Below are 18,359 nucleotides of genomic sequence, written 5' to 3'. Positions count from 1 at the left end.
CAAAACTCGGCCCCATATCGCTATTTTATTGTTATCACTGGGCGCCGACTGGCACCATTCCTGTTAGCAGATCTCGCATCAAGCCAGCTTTTTGATCCTGAAGCTTTATTAGGTTCGCTGATTCAGCCGCGATGTTGTCATCCAGAGCATCAATCCGTTCAACTATCAGATCTTGTTCGTGCGGATCACTGGGGCAGCAGATTTCCACACGCTGCAAATTTGTCGGGTTGATATTCACTTGTTGAACCGCTGGTGTGGCGAAGGCTCGAAGTGCATTCTGAGAAGACTCTTGGCTCATCCAATGTGCAAAGTATTCAGGTTTTAGCAGGTCTTCATGCAAGTTAAGGCGAACCAAATACGATGCGAATGAGCACTCATCCAGCTCTTCTCGCCATACAGCGGTTTTCCCTACATGCTCCATTGAATTGGTTCGATTGTAGAGTACATCGCCTTTTTTGAGCCTCAAGCGATATGCATCAGGATCTTTTGTGTACTTTAAGTCAGTTACATCAAAGCGATTGTTTTGTATGTTATTCATACGAAGCACGGGGATACCTGTCACATCTTCGTTCAAACTTGTCGAGATACCATACTCTGCTGCCCGAACAAACCTTTTGAGTAAGCCATACTCCCACCCCTTGGGAGCTGGCCCCAATGGAGTGTGATAGTAAAATTCCGGTGCATCATGAAAACTTGGGCGAAGATGACCAGTGGTTGGATCAATCCCACGGCTAAACAGATCTGCCATCATGCCCTTTTTGAGAAGAGTCATCTTCTCTATTTGAGACAGAGTTAAGGCTATTTGCTGGTCCACGCTCTTCAAAATAGAAGCAATTTGGGTCTGTACAGAACGCTCCAGATAGGTTTTTACCTGAAGCTCGAGATACTCATCTAGCTTCAGGTTTATAATTCCTGTGGTTTGCTGCTGATATGGAAGTGTTGCGTTCTGTTCGTATAGGAACAGCAACAAATAGTAAACAAATAATGGTTCATAGCATTCCTTTACGACCATCCTTTGAATAAAATTTGAGCAAACCGCCACCTGTTCTTCATCTTGAGGCTCAAACATCACGGCCCTACCAACAGGTTGGTCTGGGCTGCCGCCAGACTTCTCTATGAGAATGTCGTTGTTTTCAAGGCGACGAGCGTTAAGCTTACTCGGCGGTATTGCTCGAAGTACGCCACCATCACGCCTTAGTTTGCAATCCTTGGTAAAATCGGCAGCTCTGAAGACAGTAACATCCTTATTACCTATCGGTTCCGAGCCCCATTCACCGGTAATAGAATGAGAAAAGAATGATCTAAGAGAAATTTCATGCATATCACTCATACCCCAGCTCCTTTAGGTAGTCAGCCAATTGTTGAGCAGCCTTGTTACGCTGGTCAGTGATAGCCTTGGCCGTCACCTGATATTTGCGATGCAGATTTTCAATGGCGGCAATCCGCCCCAACAGCAGGGCACGCACATAGCCCTGATAGTTGGAATCCAATTCGTTCTTAAAGCGAGCCATGATAAGGCTCTTAGCCTCGTCAGGAGTAATAGACTGGCGAGCTGCCTGCAGCAGTTGATCTCGTCGCAGTTCGGTCTCCTTAATCTCCGCCTTGAGTGTCTTGAGTTCACTCTCCGCCGCTTTATCGGCAGCCAACACCTGTTCGATCTCGGTCACCCGATGCACGGCCTGCTCGCCTTGAGTAGCGATACGCGAGATCAGCGTCTGGTTGCTCAGGGTCAGACCATGTTCTGCCGCCAGCGCCAAGATCTGCGAAGAGACCGCAAAGTTCTGTTCCTTGGCAGTCAGCCCCTGCTGATAATCACTGGCTTTGCAGCCCTTGGGCACTGCCGCAGCAAGCTTAACCTCGGTAAAAGCATCCTTGATCTGATACTTCAATTGCTGCACACAGGTCGCCACCAAGGCTTTACGCTCTTTCAGTTCCTCTTTCAGTTGGCTGGCATAGGCAGCGGGGAGTACCGGGTTGTCGTCGGAAGGCTCGTACTCTTCCTCTTCAGCGGCATCGAAGCAGGCTTGCAGCTCGTTGATACGGGTCTGCTTATCGGCCAAATCTTTGATGATATCGCTGCACTGGCTGGCAAACAGCACCTCATCCGGGATCAACTCGGCGTTCCAGCCGCTGGCTGCCACCGACTTGAGATCGGCTGACAACGATTTGAACCAGTCAGCCAACGCTCCCCGCACCTTGTAGGTATCAAGCAAATTGACCGGCAGCAGATGCTGCTCGATAGTGTTCAAGGCGTTTCGACGCAGCGAGAAGACCCCGCTATCGCCTAACTTGTTATCTCCGAGAGCAGCAAAAGCAGGCAATTCGCTTTGCCACCAACTATCCAGCGCCTGCTGAAATTGCGAATGTTTCTCCAGCACCGCTGGGAACTTCTCGATATGAGGTTTGATACCAGACAACTGCTCAAACTGTTCGACAAAATCGAGATAACGATCGCAGTTAGCCCTTGGAACAAACAGACTCTGCTTCAAACCAGGATAGTCCTGCCACGTGCTGGCTTGTGCGGCGATCTCATCGGCCGGAATGCCACCGTTAAGATGGGCCCTCACATCTTGAGGCTCAGGAGCTGGGCTATTGTCGACATAGCGGCGGATATTGAAGTTGAAGTCTTCTTGAGCCAGCTTGGTTACGCTAACTCGCTTGGCATACCCATCGATATCTGGATCAGCCGGGTTCGCCAGCAAGGAGCGATAAACACGGGTGATCTTTTCAATATCTTCTGGTCGTAAGCTGTTCTGAGCCTTCCCTTCACGGTACTCCCTATCGGCATTGATAAAGAGCACAGAGTCCCGCTCTTCTGCCCCAGATTTATTGAATACCAATACGCAAGCCGGAATACCTGTGCCATAGAACAGCCCTGCTGGCAGGCCAATAACAGCCTCCAAGATGCCTTTCTCGACGAAGTGCTTGCGACAAGCACGCTCTTCAGCTCCCCGGAACAATACTCCATGGGGCATCACCACCGCCATTTTGCCGTTGGCCTTCAGCGATGCAACCATATGCTGAACGAACATCAGATCAGCCTTTTTTCCCCCATCCGGCATAAAGACATCGAAGCGGCTCTTGAGCTTCATATCTGCCTTTTTGTAATTCTGGGAGAACGGTGGGTTGGCGATCACCCGATCAAAGGTCCGCACTTCACCGGCTTCGGTCAGATGCAGAGGGTTGGCAAGGGTATCGCCATTCTCGATATTGGCACCGCCTGAACCATGCAGGATCATGTTCATTTTGCAGATAGACCAGGTGCCGCCGTTATCTTCTTGGCCAAACAGGTGCAGATCGCGGACATTACCACCCGACTCCTGCACATAGTTGCGGCTCTGGATCAACATGCCACCCGACCCGCAGGTGGGGTCATAGATTTCCATCTTCTCCTGAGGCTCCAGGATCTCAACCAACAAACGAACCACTTCAGCCGGGGTATAGAACTCCCCTCCTTTCTTGCCCGCACTGTCAGCAAAATATTTGATCAGGTATTCGTAAGCGGCCCCCAGCAAATCGGGAAATTCGAAGTCATCGTTGGAAAGCGGGATCTGGTCAAAGTGCTGGATAAACTCGATCAGCCGGGCATCGGGGATCGGTGTTTTACCAACCTTACGGTTAAAGTTGATGTGCTTAAGAACCCCTTCCAATCCTTTGCTGGTGTTCTCTTCCTCCAATGCCGCCAACGCCTTGTTAAGACCCGAACCGACGTTATCCTTCAGGTGCTTGAGGCTACTCCAGTGGGCAGCTTTGGGTACAAAGAAGTCAAACAGATCGGCATCGCTTAACAGCTCCTGGATGTCTTCATCGTCGAGCCCGTCAGCCTTGAGCTGCTTCGCCTTATCAGCGTAATCCTTGTCGAATTGGTCGGACATCCGTTTAAGGAACAGAATCCCGAAGATGTACTCCTTGTACTCGGAGGCATCCATCTTGCCACGCAGAATGTCGCAAGCCTTGAACAGCTCGCGGGAGAGTTTGGAGAGAGTAAGTTTAGCCATGATACGGGGATCCATAAGCCAACATCAGGCGGCACCAAAGTGGCCTGACTGGCGGTGACTGCAGAAATTGGCGTTAACCTACCACGATGATGGGATTGAGGAAAATCGAATCTGCCGAGATAGTTGATTCCTTGGTTGGAAGTGTATGACCAGACCTCTCACACAACTCAGCAATCATTAGAATATTTCATGAATAGCCGTTTTTGCGTTGTTCACAACGAAAACGCGAAATAGGACCTTGGGGAGGAAAAAAGAGGGGTTGTATTGCTTCTGCCGATCCGTATAGTCGGGGTTGTCGGCGGGCAGACGCCCCCGCACATCGCACCTTGGCTCACGCCATAAGCCCTCGGGGGGCGCCAATTACCCGACCTGATTACCGCCGCTTGGAACACACTCATCCTAATTTTAGTTCCAGCTGCGGTCATCGAAGGAGAGACACCATGTCTCAAACACAACAAGTTGACCTTGAGTTTGCCCTGGCCGATGCTGGCCACTCCCTGACTATCGACTTTGCTGCCATCAAAGAGCAGTTCCCCATTATGGATGTCACCTCGGCCCTGACCGGGCAAGACGTCAAGAAAGTCGGCTCCAACACCTATCGACTGGATGATGCCAGTTGCCCACTGTGCGGTCATAACGACTGCTTTACCCTCTACCCTGACGACAATAGCTTCCACTGCTTCAGTTGCGAGGAAAGAGGCGACGTGTTCGATCTGATCGTCAAGTGCGGTCAAGCCGATAAGGCATCTGATGCTGCTCGTCTGCTCCTGCTGGGAGAACTGGCAGTCACCCCGACCGTTCGCAAAGTGGTGAAGCTGGAGCAGCCGATCTACACGGCCCCACCTGCTCGTCTGCAAGAGCTCTTCAATCTCGCCGCTCGTCACTACCAAGCTCGCCTGGATGTAGAGGAGTTGATGGAGCTGCGTGGCCACTCAGAGGAGGTGCTGGTGGGGCTGGATATCGGCTTCTCCGGTGGCCTGAACAAGGTGCTGAAGGATGCAGGATTCAGCCAAGAGGAGCGACTGGCCTCCGGTCTGGTCAAGCTTCGCAACGATGCCCCTGATCTGCTTCGTGACTTCTTCCCGAGCGGTGTCTATGTGTTCCCGCACTTCGACCGCAACGGACAAGTCAGTCGCTTCACCTTCAAGGACCCGAACAAGCAGCACCAGTACCAACTGCCAAGCGCCTGTTGGCTTAACGGGGTGCTGTTCTACGGAGAAGAGAGCCTGAAAGCCCCCGGCCCTGTCGCCTTGGTGGAGGGGGAAAATGACCGCCTGTCGCTGGTGGATGCCGGTTGGCCGGGCCCTGTACTCGCGACTATTGGCACGCTGTCACAGACCCAATTGGATTGGCTGAAGCGTGAGCTGACTGAACGTGACGTCGTGACCTTCTTCGACACCGATGAGGCGGGCGAAAAGTACCGCTCAAAGGTGGCTCGGTTGGGCCTCAAGCTGACTCAGGTCAAGCTGCCAGATAGCGTCAAGGACATCGACGAATACCTGCATGGCGACAACCCCTTGCCTCTGACCGAGCTGGTGGCGACATTCACTCTGGTTGAGCCTGTGGCCGAAGCCGAAGCCGAAGCCGAAGCCGAAGCCGAAGCCGAAGCCGTTCAGGACGATGATCAGCAGCCGGAAGTCGTCAAGGTCAATCCACGTACTGCCATCTTTGAAAACGAGCTCAACGATTCGGCCAACGCCGAACGGTTCGTGCAGATGCACGGGCATAACCTGAAGTTCGTCCCTGAGTTAGGTGGCTTCATCCACTTCGATGGTACGCACTGGACCCAGAATGACTTGACGCCCATGATCCTTGCTCAAACCGTGGGCAAAGAGATCCAGGAAATCGGGCAAGCATTGATCAAGCAAGCATGCAAGAAAGAAGAGCTGTCTTGGGCCTATACAGTGCTCAGACACGGTTCTAGCAGCCTTAACCGGGCTGGTATTCAGAACATGTTGGAACTGGCCAAGCCGATGATGACGGCAAGACTGCACGAGCTGAACGCCAATCCGATGCTGTTGGGCACGGCCAATGGTGTCATCGACCTGAAGTCGGGTCGCCTGTTGGCACCGAGACGGGCATTCATGATGACTCACCATAGCCCAGTGGCCTATGACCCGACCGCCACCTGCCCACGATGGGAGCAGTTCATCGACGAGATCTGCTGTGGTAATGCCAAGTACGCTGCCTTCCTGCAACGTTGTGTGGGCTACTGGATCACCGGCCGTACCGACGAACAGCTCCTGTTCTTCCTCCACGGGGGCGGCTGCAACGGCAAGAGTACCTTCATGTCGGTCATTCAGCAGTTGCTGGGAGAGTTCAGCCGGCAGATCAACAGTAACGTCTTGCTGTTCAACCGCAACGGCAATACCGGTCCGAATCCATCACTGACCAAGCTGGTGGATGCACGTCTGGTGGTCGCCAACGAGCTGCCAGAGGGGGCCCGTATGGATGAGAACTTGGTGAAGGCCATGACGGGGGATGACGTAATTGTCGCCCGTGCTCCCTACGCCAAGAAGGAGATGGAGTTCCGCCCATCCTTCTCTCTGGTGATGGTGGGCAACCACAAGCCCGAGATCCGCGATACCAGCAATGGCATGTGGCGTCGGATGCTGATGCTGCCCTTCAATGCCTCCTTCACGAAGGAACAGCTGGACCCAATGCTGATGGAGAAGCTGCGGGCCGAGATGCCCGGCATTCTGAACTGGGCCATCCAGGGCTGCCAGATGTGGCAAGAGCAGAGGCTCAAGGCATCGATTCCTGCTCGTCTCAAGCAGGATGTCGAGACCTACCGTGCCGAGTCAGATATGGTTGGCTGCTTCCTTGAAGAGTGCACCCAGGCCAGAGCAGGGGCCAAAGTGCCCATGAGCGAGGTCTACGCGGTCTACAGCCGATGGGCACAGCAGAACGGTGAATGGGCCATGAAGAAGCTGGCCCTCAAGAAGAAGCTGCTAGAAAAGGGCTATCTGATCCCCCGCTATAACAGCAAGGACACCATCATCGGGTTGACCCTGCTCGATAGCGAGATGGCTGACATGACGGTCTCAGTCCGTAGGGAGCAGCCGGAAACAGGAGCGAACTACACTGTATGACGAATGGGGGGCCTGCGGGCCCCTCTGCTGTTTTTGATTTTCCCGTTTTGCCCGCCAACAAAAGCAAAGGGCTCAAACCAAGCAATCAATCTGCAGAAATTTCAGCTATTTATAGAACTTTTCCTGTATGAGACTTCGTAGAAAAAGTTCTTAAATCTGCCAAAATTTCAGCAGATCGGCAGACCCATCCCTCTTTTTATCCGGCATCAGCAAAGGATGAGAGGGCCGCTTCTATCACCTCGCTGAGCTTCTCCAGCGAGACATCCCCACCGTATCGGTCATAGCTGATCGCCCCGTTGGTGTGACCCAAGATCGCCGCCGCATACTGCAATGGCACTCCGTGATCTTTGAGTGCTGCCCCCACGGTATGCCGCAGGCTGTGGAAGTCCTTGTCGACGGGGCGATGGCGGCTAAACCACTGCCCCCACAGGTGGCTGTAACTGTCCTGTCGATGGGGAAGCTCAGGGAAGATGCGTCCCCCTATCCTCCCCTTCACAAACTCGATGAAACCGCTCTGGAGAAGGTGCCGATGGAGAGGAACGAGACGAGCACTATTGGCCGTCTTGAGTTTCTGGTCTGGCCGTCCACTGCGAATATTCAGGCACCATATACCGTCAACCTTTTGCACATCATCGGCATAGAGCTGACAGATTTCGTTGGCACGAGCTCCGGTGAACAGACCCAGCAGAGCAATCCACCTACGGTGGGGCTCTTGCTGCTTAGCCCACCCGATAAACTTGCGACGTTCTTCCGCTGTGTACCCACTTCGTGAGTTCACCTCCTTGGCTCGCTGTAGCTTCAATCCGGCGAAGTGGTTGATGACCCCATCCTGATGGTTAGCCAGCCAGTTAAACAGCAGGGAGAGCTTCTGGAGATACTTGTTGATGGTGGTCGGGCTCTTGCCGGAGTTCAGCAGGCCCTCCTTGAACTTGACCACATCCGCTTTCCCATAGTCAGCGGCCGGTCTATCACCCAGCGCCTTGATGAAGCAGCCGATGTAGTTCTTCTGGTTGCTGAGCTCTTTCGGTGCCCAGGAGAGGGCCTTCTCTTTCAGATAGCGGTCACTCAAGACCGACAAGAGCGGAGCAAGCGGTTTGGCCGCCGGAACAGCAGGCTTGATGTGCGACTGAGGTTGAGGGTTCTCTGGCTCGCTTGCGGATTGCACGACTGGCTGAGCTCTGGAACGCACACAGGCAAGCAACTGGGCAACCTTGCTTCGTGCCGTCAGCTTGTCTCGGGTATGCAGGGATTTTTTGATCTCTTTACGACGACCACAGGGAAGCGTGGTGACTTTCCGGTAATACCAGATGCCATGGGGACTGAGCCAGAGATTCATCGATGAGCTCCTCGTCGTCCACACAGGGTGGATGACCAAGGGCTTTAGGAAGGTAACTTATTGATTTCCAGAAACAAGTGGTGGCCCCACCAGCCACATCCCGGCACTCGAGTCCCCCGCCTTGGCTGCTACCTTCCGGTCCTGACCAGGTTGACGAGTTATCAATGCGAGAGGACCAATGGGACCACCGGCGAGGAGAATAGGCAAACTGGCCTGCCAATGCAATGGCTTTCTGCCAGGAGACGAACCGTTCGCCTTATTTTTCAACAATCTGCCGAATGGATCAGCTAAACAGCATGAATTTGGCGCCCACCAGCAGCATCAGCAGGGCGAACGCCTGCTTGAGCCGTTTGGGGGAGAGGCGATGGGCCAGCCTGGCGCCGACACGGGCAAACTGGGTGCTGGTCAGCACTATGCCGAGCAGGGCCGGCAGATAGATGTAGCCGACACTCCACTCGGGCAGATCGGCGTGACCCCAGCCGGCATAGAGGTAGCTCAGGCTGCCCGCCAGGGCGATGGGCATGCTGCAGGCGGCGGAGGCCGCCACGGCGTTACGCATGGGCACCGAGTTCCAGCTGAGATAAGGCACCGTCATGGAGCCCCCTCCTATCCCAAACAGCGCCGAGAGCCAGCCGATGATGGTGCCCGCGATGCCGGTGCCGACCGGCCCTGGCATGTGGCGCTCCGCCTTGGGCTTGAGGTTGAGCCCCATCTGCAGCGCCATGGTCCAGGCGAAGCAGCCGATGATGATGTTGAGGGTGCTGGCGCTGAGCTGGCTGGCGGTCAGGCCGCCGAGCCAGGCGCCGATGAGCATGCCGGCCCCCAGGCGCCGTATCATCACCCAGTCAACCGCTCCCGCCTCCTGGTGGGCCCGCAGGGAGCTGAAGCCGGTGAAGATCATGGTGGGCAGTGAAGTACCGAGGGCGAGATGGGTAATGATCTCCGGGGCCACCCCCTGGGCATGAAAGCTCAGCACCAGCACAGGCACTATGATGAGCCCGCCGCCGATCCCGAACAGTCCCGCCAGCATGCCCGCGAAGGCTCCCAACACCAGATAACCCACAAACAGCATAAAAATTCCTTATATAGCTAAATGGCGGTCAACTTGACCGCCATTGCCCATAAAAAAAGAGATGGCGTTGCGCCATCTCGTTATTGTGCCGATTAATGCAGGGGAATGGTACCGTCCATCACCTTGTAGAAGGCCAGCACGGCGCAACCGAGCAGTGCCGCCGTCATCCCCCGCTCCAGCCGGTTGAGGCTGCGCAGGCCATGGTGCTGGCGCGCCTTCCAGTAGATGAAGATCCCCGGGCTGTAGAGCAGCGCCACCAGCAGCAGGTACTCCACCCCGGCGGCATAGACCAGCCAGCAGCCGTAGACGGTGGCCACTAGGGCCAGCAGCAGATCACGCTTGCGCTGATGGGGCTGGTGCTCGTAGGTGGTGCCCTGCAGCGCCAGCTTGAGGCCATAGGCGCCGGAGAAGACGTAAGGCACCAGGGCCGCCGAGGTGGCGATGTTGACCAGCGCCAGGTAGGTGCTGCTCTGGAAGTAGATGATGATGAGGAAAGCCTGCACCAGGCAGGTGGAGCACCAGAGCGACACCTGGGGGGAGCCGTTCTTGTTCTCCTTGGCAAACCAGGCCGGGAAGACCCCTGTCTTGCCCGCGATGTAGGGTACTTCTGCCGCCAGCACGGTCCAGCTCAGCAGGGCCCCCATCACGGAGATCACCAGACCGATGTTGATGAGCCAGGCGCCCCAGGGGCCGACCACGGCTTCCAGGATCATGGCGGTAGAGGGGTTCTTCAGGGCCGCCAGCTGCGGCTGGTTCATGACGCCGAGGGAGAACAGGGTCACCATGACGTAGAGCGCCAGCGCGCCGAGCAGCGCCAGTACGGTGGCACGGCCCACATCCTTGCGGTGACGGGCACGGGCGGAGACCACCACGGCCCCCTCGATACCGATGAAGACCCAGAGCGTCACCTTCATGGTGGATTTGACCTGATCCATCACCGAGCCCAGCTCGGTGTTGCCCTGCCCCCAGATGTCCAGGGTGAAGGTCTCCATGTTGAAGGCGAGCAGGACGGCGACGCAGAAGACGATGAGGGGCACCATCTTGGCGATGGTGGTGACTATGTTCACCAGGGCCGCCACCTGGATGCCGCGCAGCACCAGGGCGTGTACCGACCAGATGAGCAGGGACGCGAGGGTGATGGCGACCGGGGTGTTGCCGTCGCCGAAGATGACCCTGTCCGGGGTGTCGAAGAAGTAGCTCAGGGCGCTGAACACCACGATGGAGTAGGAGACGTTGGCCAGCAGCTGGCAGAGCCAGTAGCCCCAGGCGGCGTTGAAGCCGACGAAATCACCGAAACCGGCCTTGGCGTAACTGAAGATGCCCCCGTCGAGATCCGGGCGACGCATGGAGAGGTTCTGGTAGACCAGGGCGAGGCAGATCATGCCGATCCCGGTGATGGCCCACCCCAGGGCGACGGCCCCGGCGCTGGCGTGCGCTGCGATGTTTTGTGGCAGACTGAAGACCCCGGCACCGACCATGGAGCCGATCACCAGCGAAATGAGGGCGCCGAGCCCTAGTTTCTTGTCCATCTCAAACCTGTTTTATTAAGCGGCGGCTGAGCATCCGTATTCATACAGCGCGCGACATGGGAGGGGCGATAAATCCGTACCCCGTGAAAAAGGCGGCAACTATATTGCATGACTATTCCGACCGCAATCCTTCGCAGTGCCAATCATGCACCGCCTTGACCGCGCGCAATTCTACAGCACTCACTCCCCCGGCCTGTGAGCTGGTTCAAATTCAGAAAGACCCGTTGATCTTTCACGTTTTTCCATGATGTCAGCCCTGTTTTTCAAAGAAGCCCTGCATGCCCATGCAACGGGCCGCGCTGGGCGTCAGGCAGGTCTTTTGGTTTAAACGGCCATAAAAATGCCCCTGTGCCTGTGGCAAGGGGCATGGGCGGATCGCCGCCGGGGTCAGAGTCGCAGACCGCCGTCGAGATCGATGATCCGGCCGGACAGGTAGTCGTTGGCGAGGATGAATTGCACCGTCTGGGCCAGTTGCTCCCCCTGCCCCAGGGCGCCGACCGGAATGGCCTGCTGCATCCGGGCCATGGCTTCGGGTTTCATGGCCGCCGTCATGTCGGTGGCAAAGACGCCGGGGGCTATGCCCATCACCCGGATGCCGTGGCGGGCCAGCTCCCGCCCCCAGGTCACCACCAGGGAGGCGACCCCCGCCTTGCTGGCGGCATAGTTGCTCTGGCCGATATTGCCGGCGCGGGCGATGGAGGAGATGTTGATGATGACGCCCCCCTGCCCCCCTTTCGCCATCAAGGCCGCCCCCTCGCGGCCGCAGAGGAAGGTGCCGGTGAGGTTGACATCGATGACAGCCTGCCACTGGGCCAGGCTCATCTTCTCCACAAGCGCCCCCTCTTTGACCTTGATGAGCATGCCGTCCCGCAATATGCCGGCGCAGTTGACCAGGCCATGCAAGGCGCCCAATTGCTCCTCGATGGCGGCGAAGGTCGCCTCCACCTCGGGCTCGCTCGCCACGTTGCAGACGAACAGGGCGCAGCGACCATCCCGGCTGCGCACTTCCGCCTCGGTCACCTCCAGATCGGCGCGGTTGACGTCGACCAGGGCCAGCACGGCCCCCTGACTGGCCAGACGCAGGGCGATGGCGCGGCCAAGCCCACGCCCGGCCCCGGTAATGGCAATGACTCTGTTATGAATGTCCATGAATGCTCCTGATGAAATGGCCGGTGACTGTCGAGTAAAAGACTATCGGGTAAGAAGGCGGATAGCGGCCCTTACCCCGGATCTGTGTTGTCCCGATAGAGCTCGAGAATGCTGGAGAAATCCTTGGCCCCCTGCCCCTTCGCCGCATGCAGGTTGAAGAGGTTGCGGGCCAGCGCCCCCATGGGCACGGCGCTGTGGGCGTGCTCGGCGAGCGCCATGGCGAGCCCCAGATCTTTGACCATCAATCGGGTCATGAAGCCCCCCTCATACCCGCGCGACGCCGGGGCGTTCTCCATCACCCCGGGCCAGGGGTTGTAGCGCTCCAGGCTCCAGTTGTTGCCCGAGCTCTTGCCCATGATGGTAGAGAGCACGGCCGGATCCAGCCCCTCCTTGACCCCGAGTGCCAGGGCTTCTGCGGTGCCCGCCATGTGGATGGCGAGCAGCATGTTGTTGCACATCTTGGCGATCTGCCCCGCCCCGAGCGCCCCGGCGTGGAACAGGTTCTGCCCCATGCAGGCGAGCACCGGCTTGGCCGCCTCGAAGTCGCTGCTCTCGCCACCGACGATAAAGGTGAGGGTGCCCGCCGCCGCGCCTGCCACCCCGCCGGAGACGGGGGCATCGAGGAAGCGGATGCCCCGCGCCTTCGCCGCCGCCCCCACGGCGCGGGCCGAGGCCACGTCTATGGTGGAGCAGTCGATCACCAGGGCCCCCGCCGGCAAGGCCCCCAGCAGATCCTGGCCACCCCCCTCCGACAGCCAGAGCCCGCGCACATGCTCGCCGGCCGGCAGCATGCTGATGGCCAGATCGCAGCCGGTGACCGCCTCGCGGGCATCCCCGGCGACGATGCAACCGGCCTTGATCGCCCGCTCCAGGCTCTCGGGCACCAGATCAAAGACCTGCACTGCATGGCCCGCCCTGGCGAGGTTCGCGGCCATGGGCCCTCCCATGTTGCCGAGCCCGATAAATCCAATCCTTGTCATGCTTTGCTCCTTGCTCCGTTCGTTATCCGGCCCCTCGTCCGGCGCGCCCCTTGGCAGCGCTAGGCCAGGGGATTTGTCCCCTCGGGCCAGCGATAGAAATCCTCAAGCCAGTCGGTACCGGGCCGGGGCGGCTGCCAGCGGGGGGACCTGTCCTTGTCGATGAGCAGGGCCCGCACCCCTTCCACGAAGTCCCCCTTGAGCACGCAGTTGACCGAGAGCGCCAGCTCGTCGGCAAACACCTCGGCCAGGGACTGGCGGCGCGCCTGCCAGTACTGGCGCCAGAGGATGGCGCGGCTGATGGGGCTGCCGGCGCGGCAGGTGTCGCGGGCCCGGGCCAGGTCGGGCTCGTCCAGCTCGCTCCTGTCCAGCCTGTCCAGCACCCCTTGCAGGGTGCGCCCGGCCAGCAGGGCATGGATCCTCGCCTGATGAGGCAGGATCACGGGGGCCGGCAACTGCTCGCGGGCCTCGGCGTGCAGCCCGCCCAGTAACGTATCTATCTGCTCGCGCGGATCCCCCTTAGCGGCCCAGTCGAGGGCGGCGAGCCGTGCCGGCAGTTCGGCCCGCTCGCGGCTCGTCATGGCGTGATCCGCGAGCCCCAGCCCCAGGGCATCGGCGCCGTTGAAACGGGCACCGGTGAGCCCAAGCCAGAGCCCGAGCCGCCCGGGCATGCGGCTCAAGAACCAGCTGGCCCCCACGTCCGGGTAGAGGCCTATGGTCACCTCCGGCATGGCGAACAGGCTCTTCTCGGTCACCACCCGAAAATCGGCGCCGGCGAAGAGGCCGATACCGCCCCCCATGCAGATGCCGTCCGCCACGCAGACGAGCGGCTTGCTGTAGCTGTGGATATGGTGATCTAGCCTGTACTCCTGCTCAAAAAAGTCGCGGGCATAGGCAAAGAGCGCCTGCTCGCTCTCCTCCTGCCGGCGGTAATAGAAGGAGCGAATGTCGCCGCCGGCGCAGAAGGCCTTCTCGCCGGCCCCCTGCAGCAGCACGCAGACGATGGCAGGATCCTGCTCCCACGCCGTGAGCGCCTCTTGCAGGCGCTGGATCATCTCAAGGCTCAGGGCATTGAGGGAGGCGGGGCTGTCCAGGGTCAGGAGGCCGATGAGGTGCCCGTCCGCCGTGGGATGGGTTGCCAGACGCACGGGCTCAGTCATGGGACTCTCCCGCGCTCTTGTCATAGCGCCAGCGCGGGGCACGCTTCTCGAGGAAGGCGGCCACCCCCTCGCGCTGGTTGGCATCGTCAAACAGGGCCAGGAACAGGCTGCGCTCCAGCGGCAGGGCCGCGTCCCTGTGGCCGCTGCGCCCCTGATTGATGAGCTGCTTGCAGGCGCGCAGGGCGCTGGGGCTCTGGCGCTCCACCCGCTGCGCCATCTGCTGCGCCGCCGTCCAGGCGTGCCCTTCGGTCACCACCTCCTCCACCAGCCCCATCTCGTAGGCCAGGGTGGCGCTCACCTTCTCGCCGCAGAGGATCATCCGCTTGGCCCAGCCCGGCCCCACCAGTTCGGTGAGGCGCTGGGTACCGCCGGCGCAGGGCAGCAAACCCACCGAGGCCTCCGGCAGCCCCAGCAGCGCCTGCTGCTCGGCGATGCGAATGTCGCAGGCCAGCGCCACCTCGAGTCCCCCTCCCATGGCAAAGCCATTGATGGCGGCTATGCTGACCCCGTGGAAGCGGGCCAGCGCCTCGAAGGCGCGACCGAAGGCCTCTGCCACCTCGCGGGCGTGCTCCGGGTTGCCGTCGGCAAACATCTTGAGATCGGCGCCGGCGCAGAAGAACTTGTCCCCCGCCCCGCGGATCACCAGGGCCACCACGTCGGGGCGGCTGTCGAGCTCCACCATCATCTGCAAGAAAGCCTGCAGGCTGGCCAGAGTCCAGGTGTTGGCGGGGGGGTGGTCGAGCGTGATGTAGGCCACGTGACCGTGATATTCGAGCCTGATCCTTGTCATTGCACTGTCCTTGTCATTAAACCTGCCGCCATGATGACAGGGTTGAATGGAGCCGAAATTCGGCTGGCTCACAAAGCCTGACGAGGGCGCGGCGCCTGTCAGCCCGCCCCGGCAGCAGTCGGAGGACGGCAGCCGCCTCCCCTACTCCAGCGACAGGCCGGGATCCCCCAGCAGGCGGCGGGCGATGATGAGCCGCATCACTTCGTTCGTGCCCTCCAGAATGCGGTGCACTCGGGTGTCGCGCAGATAGCGCTCAAGCGGATACTCGCGGATATAACCATAGCCACCAAAGAGTTGCAGGGCCTCATCGCAGACACGATAACCCACGTCGGTGGCAAAGCGCTTGGCCATGGCGCACCAGGCGCTCTTGTCCGGGCTGCCGCCGTCGAGCTTGGCGGCGGCCTGACGCACCAGCAGGCGGGCGGCGGCGAGTTCGGTGGCCATGTCGGCGAGGCGGAACTGCACGCTCTGGAATTCGCTGATCGGGTGTCCAAATTGCTGGCGCTGCTGCACATGGGCCAGGGCGTCGTCCAGCGCCTGCTGGGCAGTGCCCAGCGAACAGCTGGCAATATTGATGCGCCCCCCATCCAGCGCCTGCATGGCGAACCTGAACCCTTCTCCCTCCTCCCCCAGCCGGTAGCGGGCGGGAATGCGCACGGCGCTGAAATTCACCTCCCGGGTCGGCTGGCTGTTCCAGCCCATCTTCTCCTCCGCCTTGCCATAGCTCACACCCGGCGTATCGGCGGGCACCATAAAGGCAGATATCCCCTTGGCCCCCTCCCCCCCGGTGCGGGCCATCACCACCAGCACCTGAGTGCTGCCCGCCCCCGAGATGAACACCTTGCTGCCCTCGATGAGGTAATCGTCGCCATCGCGCACCGCACGGGTCTTGAGGGCGGCGGCATCCGATCCCGCCCCCGGCTCGGTGAGGCAGTAGGAGCCGAGCAGCTCGCCGCAGCTAAGCCTGGGTACCCACTCTGCGGCCACCTCACTCGGCAGCCAGCTGCCCAGCATCCAGCTCACCATGTTGTGTATGGTCAGGTAGGCCGTGGTGGAGGTGCAGCCCATGGCCAGGCGCTCGAAGATGAGGCTGGCGTCGAGCCGGCTCAACCCCAGGCCGTCATATTGCTCCGGGGTGTAGAGGCCGCACAGACCCAGCGCCGCCGCCTGCTTGATGGTGGGGACGGGGAACTCGTGCTCCCTGTCCCAGCGGGCGGCATGGGGCTTGAGCGCCAGATCGGCGAAGGCACCGGCCGAGTCGACACAGGCCCGTTGGGATTCGGTCAGGGTAAAGTCCATCTTGTTCGCTTCCTCGTTATCTCGATTGCTTGTCGCAGATCCACCCTTAGATGCAGGACAGCCGTGGTGGGCGTCGGCGGGCGTGCCCTCGGCCCATCGGCCATTGCTCACCGCAGGTGGATGGTCGTGGTTGACGCCGATGGGAATGCCCTCGGCCCAACGGCCATTGCTCAACGCAGGTGAATAGTCATGTTGGGTCCGGTCGGTATGTCCTCGTCGAACCAGCGCTCGGTCACCGTCTTGGTCTCGGTGTAGAAACGCACCGCCTGCTTGCCGTAGGCGTGCAGATCCCCGTAGAAGGAGCCACGCCAGCCGGTGAAGGAGAAGAACGGCAGCGGCACCGGAATGGGCACGTTGATCCCCACCTGCCCCACCGCCACCTCGTGGCGGAACTTGCGGGCCGCGGCGCCGCAACCGGTGAAGATGGAGGTGCCGTTGCCATAGGGGTTGTCGTTGATGAGGGCGAGCGCCTCGTCCAGGCTCTCCACCTCCAGGCAGGCCAGCACGGGGCCGAAGATCTCCTCCTTGTAGATACGCATCTCGGGGGTCACGCCGCGAAACAGGGTCGGCCCCACCCAGTTGCCCACCGGGTAACCGGGCACGTCGCAAAAACGCCCGTCCAGCAAGCACTGGGCACCCTCGGCCATGCCTGCTTCAATCAGCCCCTCTACCCTGACTTTCGCCTCAGGGCTGATAAGGGGGCCATAGGCGGCCTCTGGATCATGCCAGACACCCGGCTTGACCCTGGCAAACTCGGCGGCGAGCTCCGGGATCCACTCCCTCGCGCTCCCCACGAAGACCGCCACGCTGATGGCCATGCAGCGCTGGCCGGCGGCCCCCACCCCGGCCCCCACCAGGTTGCTCAGCACCTGCGCCTTGTTGGCGTCCGGCATGATCACCATGTGGTTCTTGGCGCCCACGAAACACTGGGCGCGCTTGAGGTGGTCGGTGGCGGTGCGATAGACGTGGGCCCCGACCCGAGCCGAGCCCACGAAGCTCACCGCCTTCACGTCCGGGTGGGCGAGCAGCGCATCCACCTGCTCGGCGCCCCCGTGCACCACGCTGAGGATGCCCGCTGGCGCCCCCGCCTCGGTGAACAGCTCGGCCAGCCGCATGGGAGTCAGGGGATCCTGCTCCGAGGGTTTGAGCACGAAGCCGTTGCCGCAGGCCACCGCCAGGGGGAACATCCAGAGCGGTATCATGGCGGGGAAGTTGAACGGCGTGATGCCGACGCAGACCCCCAGCGGCTGCACCCAGGAGTGACCATCCACCCGGCGCGCTACGTTGCCCATGGTCTCCCCCATGGTCTGACTGGCGACGCCGCAGGCCTGCTCCACCACCTCGATGCCGCGCCACACATCTCCCCTGGCGTCCGCCAGGTTCTTGCCCGTCTCCTGGGCCAGCAGGGTCGCCAGCTCGTCGTGATGGGTTTTGAGCAGATGCTGGTAGTTGAACATGACCCTGGCCCGCTCGGGGGCCGGCACCTCCCGCCACAGCAGGTAGGCGTCGTGAGCGCGGCGCACCGCCAGCTCTACTTCCCCGGCAGTGGCTTTCGGCACCCGCGCCAGCAGGCTCTGATCCGCCGGGTTGGTCACCTCGATCCAGGCCTCGCTCGCGGAAGGGTACGCCTCGCCGCCAATATAGAGCGGCAGATCCCCGTACTGGGTGTGGTGTTGGTTCATGCCGCACTCTCCTTGGCTGCCCGTTGGCCGGCACTGTGCCGGCGCCCCTCAGGCAGACCGGCAGACCGGATGCACTCGCTGATCATCTTGCTCGCTCCTTGCGTTTGCCCGCTCGGGGGTATGCCCCTTGCAGTCGGCACTCAACGAATTTACCTTAGACTAACAACTCATTTACGTTTACGCTAACGTAAACTTAAATCACGAATGGACTGACCAGTTTCCCTCCGCTTCGGAGGCGCGAGACGGGTGAGCACCAGAGACCAAGGAGAGCAAGG

The 18,359-nt window shown here is 60.0% G+C and carries 12 protein-coding genes and 1 other RNA gene; 1 reads left to right on the top strand and 12 read right to left on the bottom strand.

Annotated features, from left to right (window positions below):
- Positions 1-34: 34 nt before the first annotated feature.
- Positions 35-1,330 (bottom strand): restriction endonuclease subunit S, encoded by a 1,296-nt coding sequence (locus tag AC3WR3_RS03010; protein WP_492291114.1) that lies wholly within the window; start codon positions 1,328-1,330, stop codon positions 35-37.
- Positions 1,323-3,998 (bottom strand): type I restriction-modification system subunit M, encoded by a 2,676-nt coding sequence (locus tag AC3WR3_RS03005; protein WP_492291113.1) that lies wholly within the window; start codon positions 3,996-3,998, stop codon positions 1,323-1,325. The genes AC3WR3_RS03010 and AC3WR3_RS03005 overlap by 8 nt, the downstream gene beginning before the upstream one ends.
- Before the next feature lie 440 nt (positions 3,999-4,438).
- Between AC3WR3_RS03005 and AC3WR3_RS03000 the strand changes: the two genes are divergently transcribed.
- On the top strand, positions 4,439-7,090 hold the full coding sequence (locus AC3WR3_RS03000; RefSeq protein WP_492291112.1) for a phage/plasmid primase, P4 family: 2,652 nt from the start codon (positions 4,439-4,441) through the stop codon (positions 7,088-7,090).
- A 196-nt stretch (positions 7,091-7,286) separates the two neighbouring features.
- On the opposite strand, the gene AC3WR3_RS02995 is transcribed toward AC3WR3_RS03000, so the two are convergent.
- From AC3WR3_RS02995 to AC3WR3_RS02950, 10 genes are all read right to left on the bottom strand, one after another.
- Positions 7,287-8,426: a tyrosine-type recombinase/integrase gene (locus AC3WR3_RS02995; RefSeq protein ID WP_492291111.1), complete on the bottom strand. Its 1,140-nt coding sequence runs from the start codon at positions 8,424-8,426 to the stop codon at positions 7,287-7,289.
- A gap of 84 nt (positions 8,427-8,510) precedes the next feature.
- Positions 8,511-8,607: signal recognition particle sRNA small type (gene ffs / locus AC3WR3_RS02990), an RNA gene on the bottom strand.
- A 102-nt stretch (positions 8,608-8,709) separates the two neighbouring features.
- Entirely contained in the window at positions 8,710-9,498 is a 789-nt protein-coding gene (locus AC3WR3_RS02985; protein ID WP_139439410.1) for a sulfite exporter TauE/SafE family protein, read from the bottom strand.
- Positions 9,499-9,590: 92 nt separating this feature from the next.
- Positions 9,591-11,027, bottom strand: coding sequence for an arginine-ornithine antiporter (gene arcD / locus AC3WR3_RS02980; RefSeq protein ID WP_492291110.1), 1,437 nt, complete (start codon positions 11,025-11,027; stop codon positions 9,591-9,593).
- A gap of 387 nt (positions 11,028-11,414) precedes the next feature.
- Positions 11,415-12,176 carry an SDR family oxidoreductase gene (locus AC3WR3_RS02975; protein WP_139439408.1) on the bottom strand — a complete coding sequence of 254 codons (762 nt, stop codon included), beginning with the start codon at positions 12,174-12,176 and terminating at the stop codon, positions 11,415-11,417.
- A 71-nt stretch (positions 12,177-12,247) separates the two neighbouring features.
- Positions 12,248-13,156, bottom strand: a complete 909-nt coding sequence (gene mmsB / locus AC3WR3_RS02970; RefSeq protein ID WP_492291109.1) for a 3-hydroxyisobutyrate dehydrogenase — start codon at positions 13,154-13,156, stop codon at positions 12,248-12,250.
- Positions 13,157-13,215: 59 nt separating this feature from the next.
- Entirely contained in the window at positions 13,216-14,313 is a 1,098-nt protein-coding gene (locus AC3WR3_RS02965; RefSeq protein WP_492291108.1) for an enoyl-CoA hydratase/isomerase family protein, read from the bottom strand.
- Positions 14,306-15,103 carry an enoyl-CoA hydratase gene (locus AC3WR3_RS02960; RefSeq protein WP_111912052.1) on the bottom strand — a complete coding sequence of 266 codons (798 nt, stop codon included), beginning with the start codon at positions 15,101-15,103 and terminating at the stop codon, positions 14,306-14,308. Before AC3WR3_RS02960 ends, AC3WR3_RS02965 begins: the two co-directional genes overlap by 8 nt.
- A gap of 141 nt (positions 15,104-15,244) precedes the next feature.
- Entirely contained in the window at positions 15,245-16,402 is a 1,158-nt protein-coding gene (locus tag AC3WR3_RS02955) for an acyl-CoA dehydrogenase family protein (protein WP_202045427.1), read from the bottom strand.
- Between the two features lie 170 nt (positions 16,403-16,572).
- Positions 16,573-18,084, bottom strand: a complete 1,512-nt coding sequence (locus AC3WR3_RS02950) for a CoA-acylating methylmalonate-semialdehyde dehydrogenase (RefSeq protein WP_492291107.1) — start codon at positions 18,082-18,084, stop codon at positions 16,573-16,575.
- Positions 18,085-18,359 lie beyond the last annotated feature (275 nt).

Source organism: Aeromonas sp. EU05-FHT14A05 (genome assembly GCF_058791175.1).
Note: the sequence above shows the minus strand (reverse complement) of the source record. Positions and strands in the feature narration are given on the sequence as shown.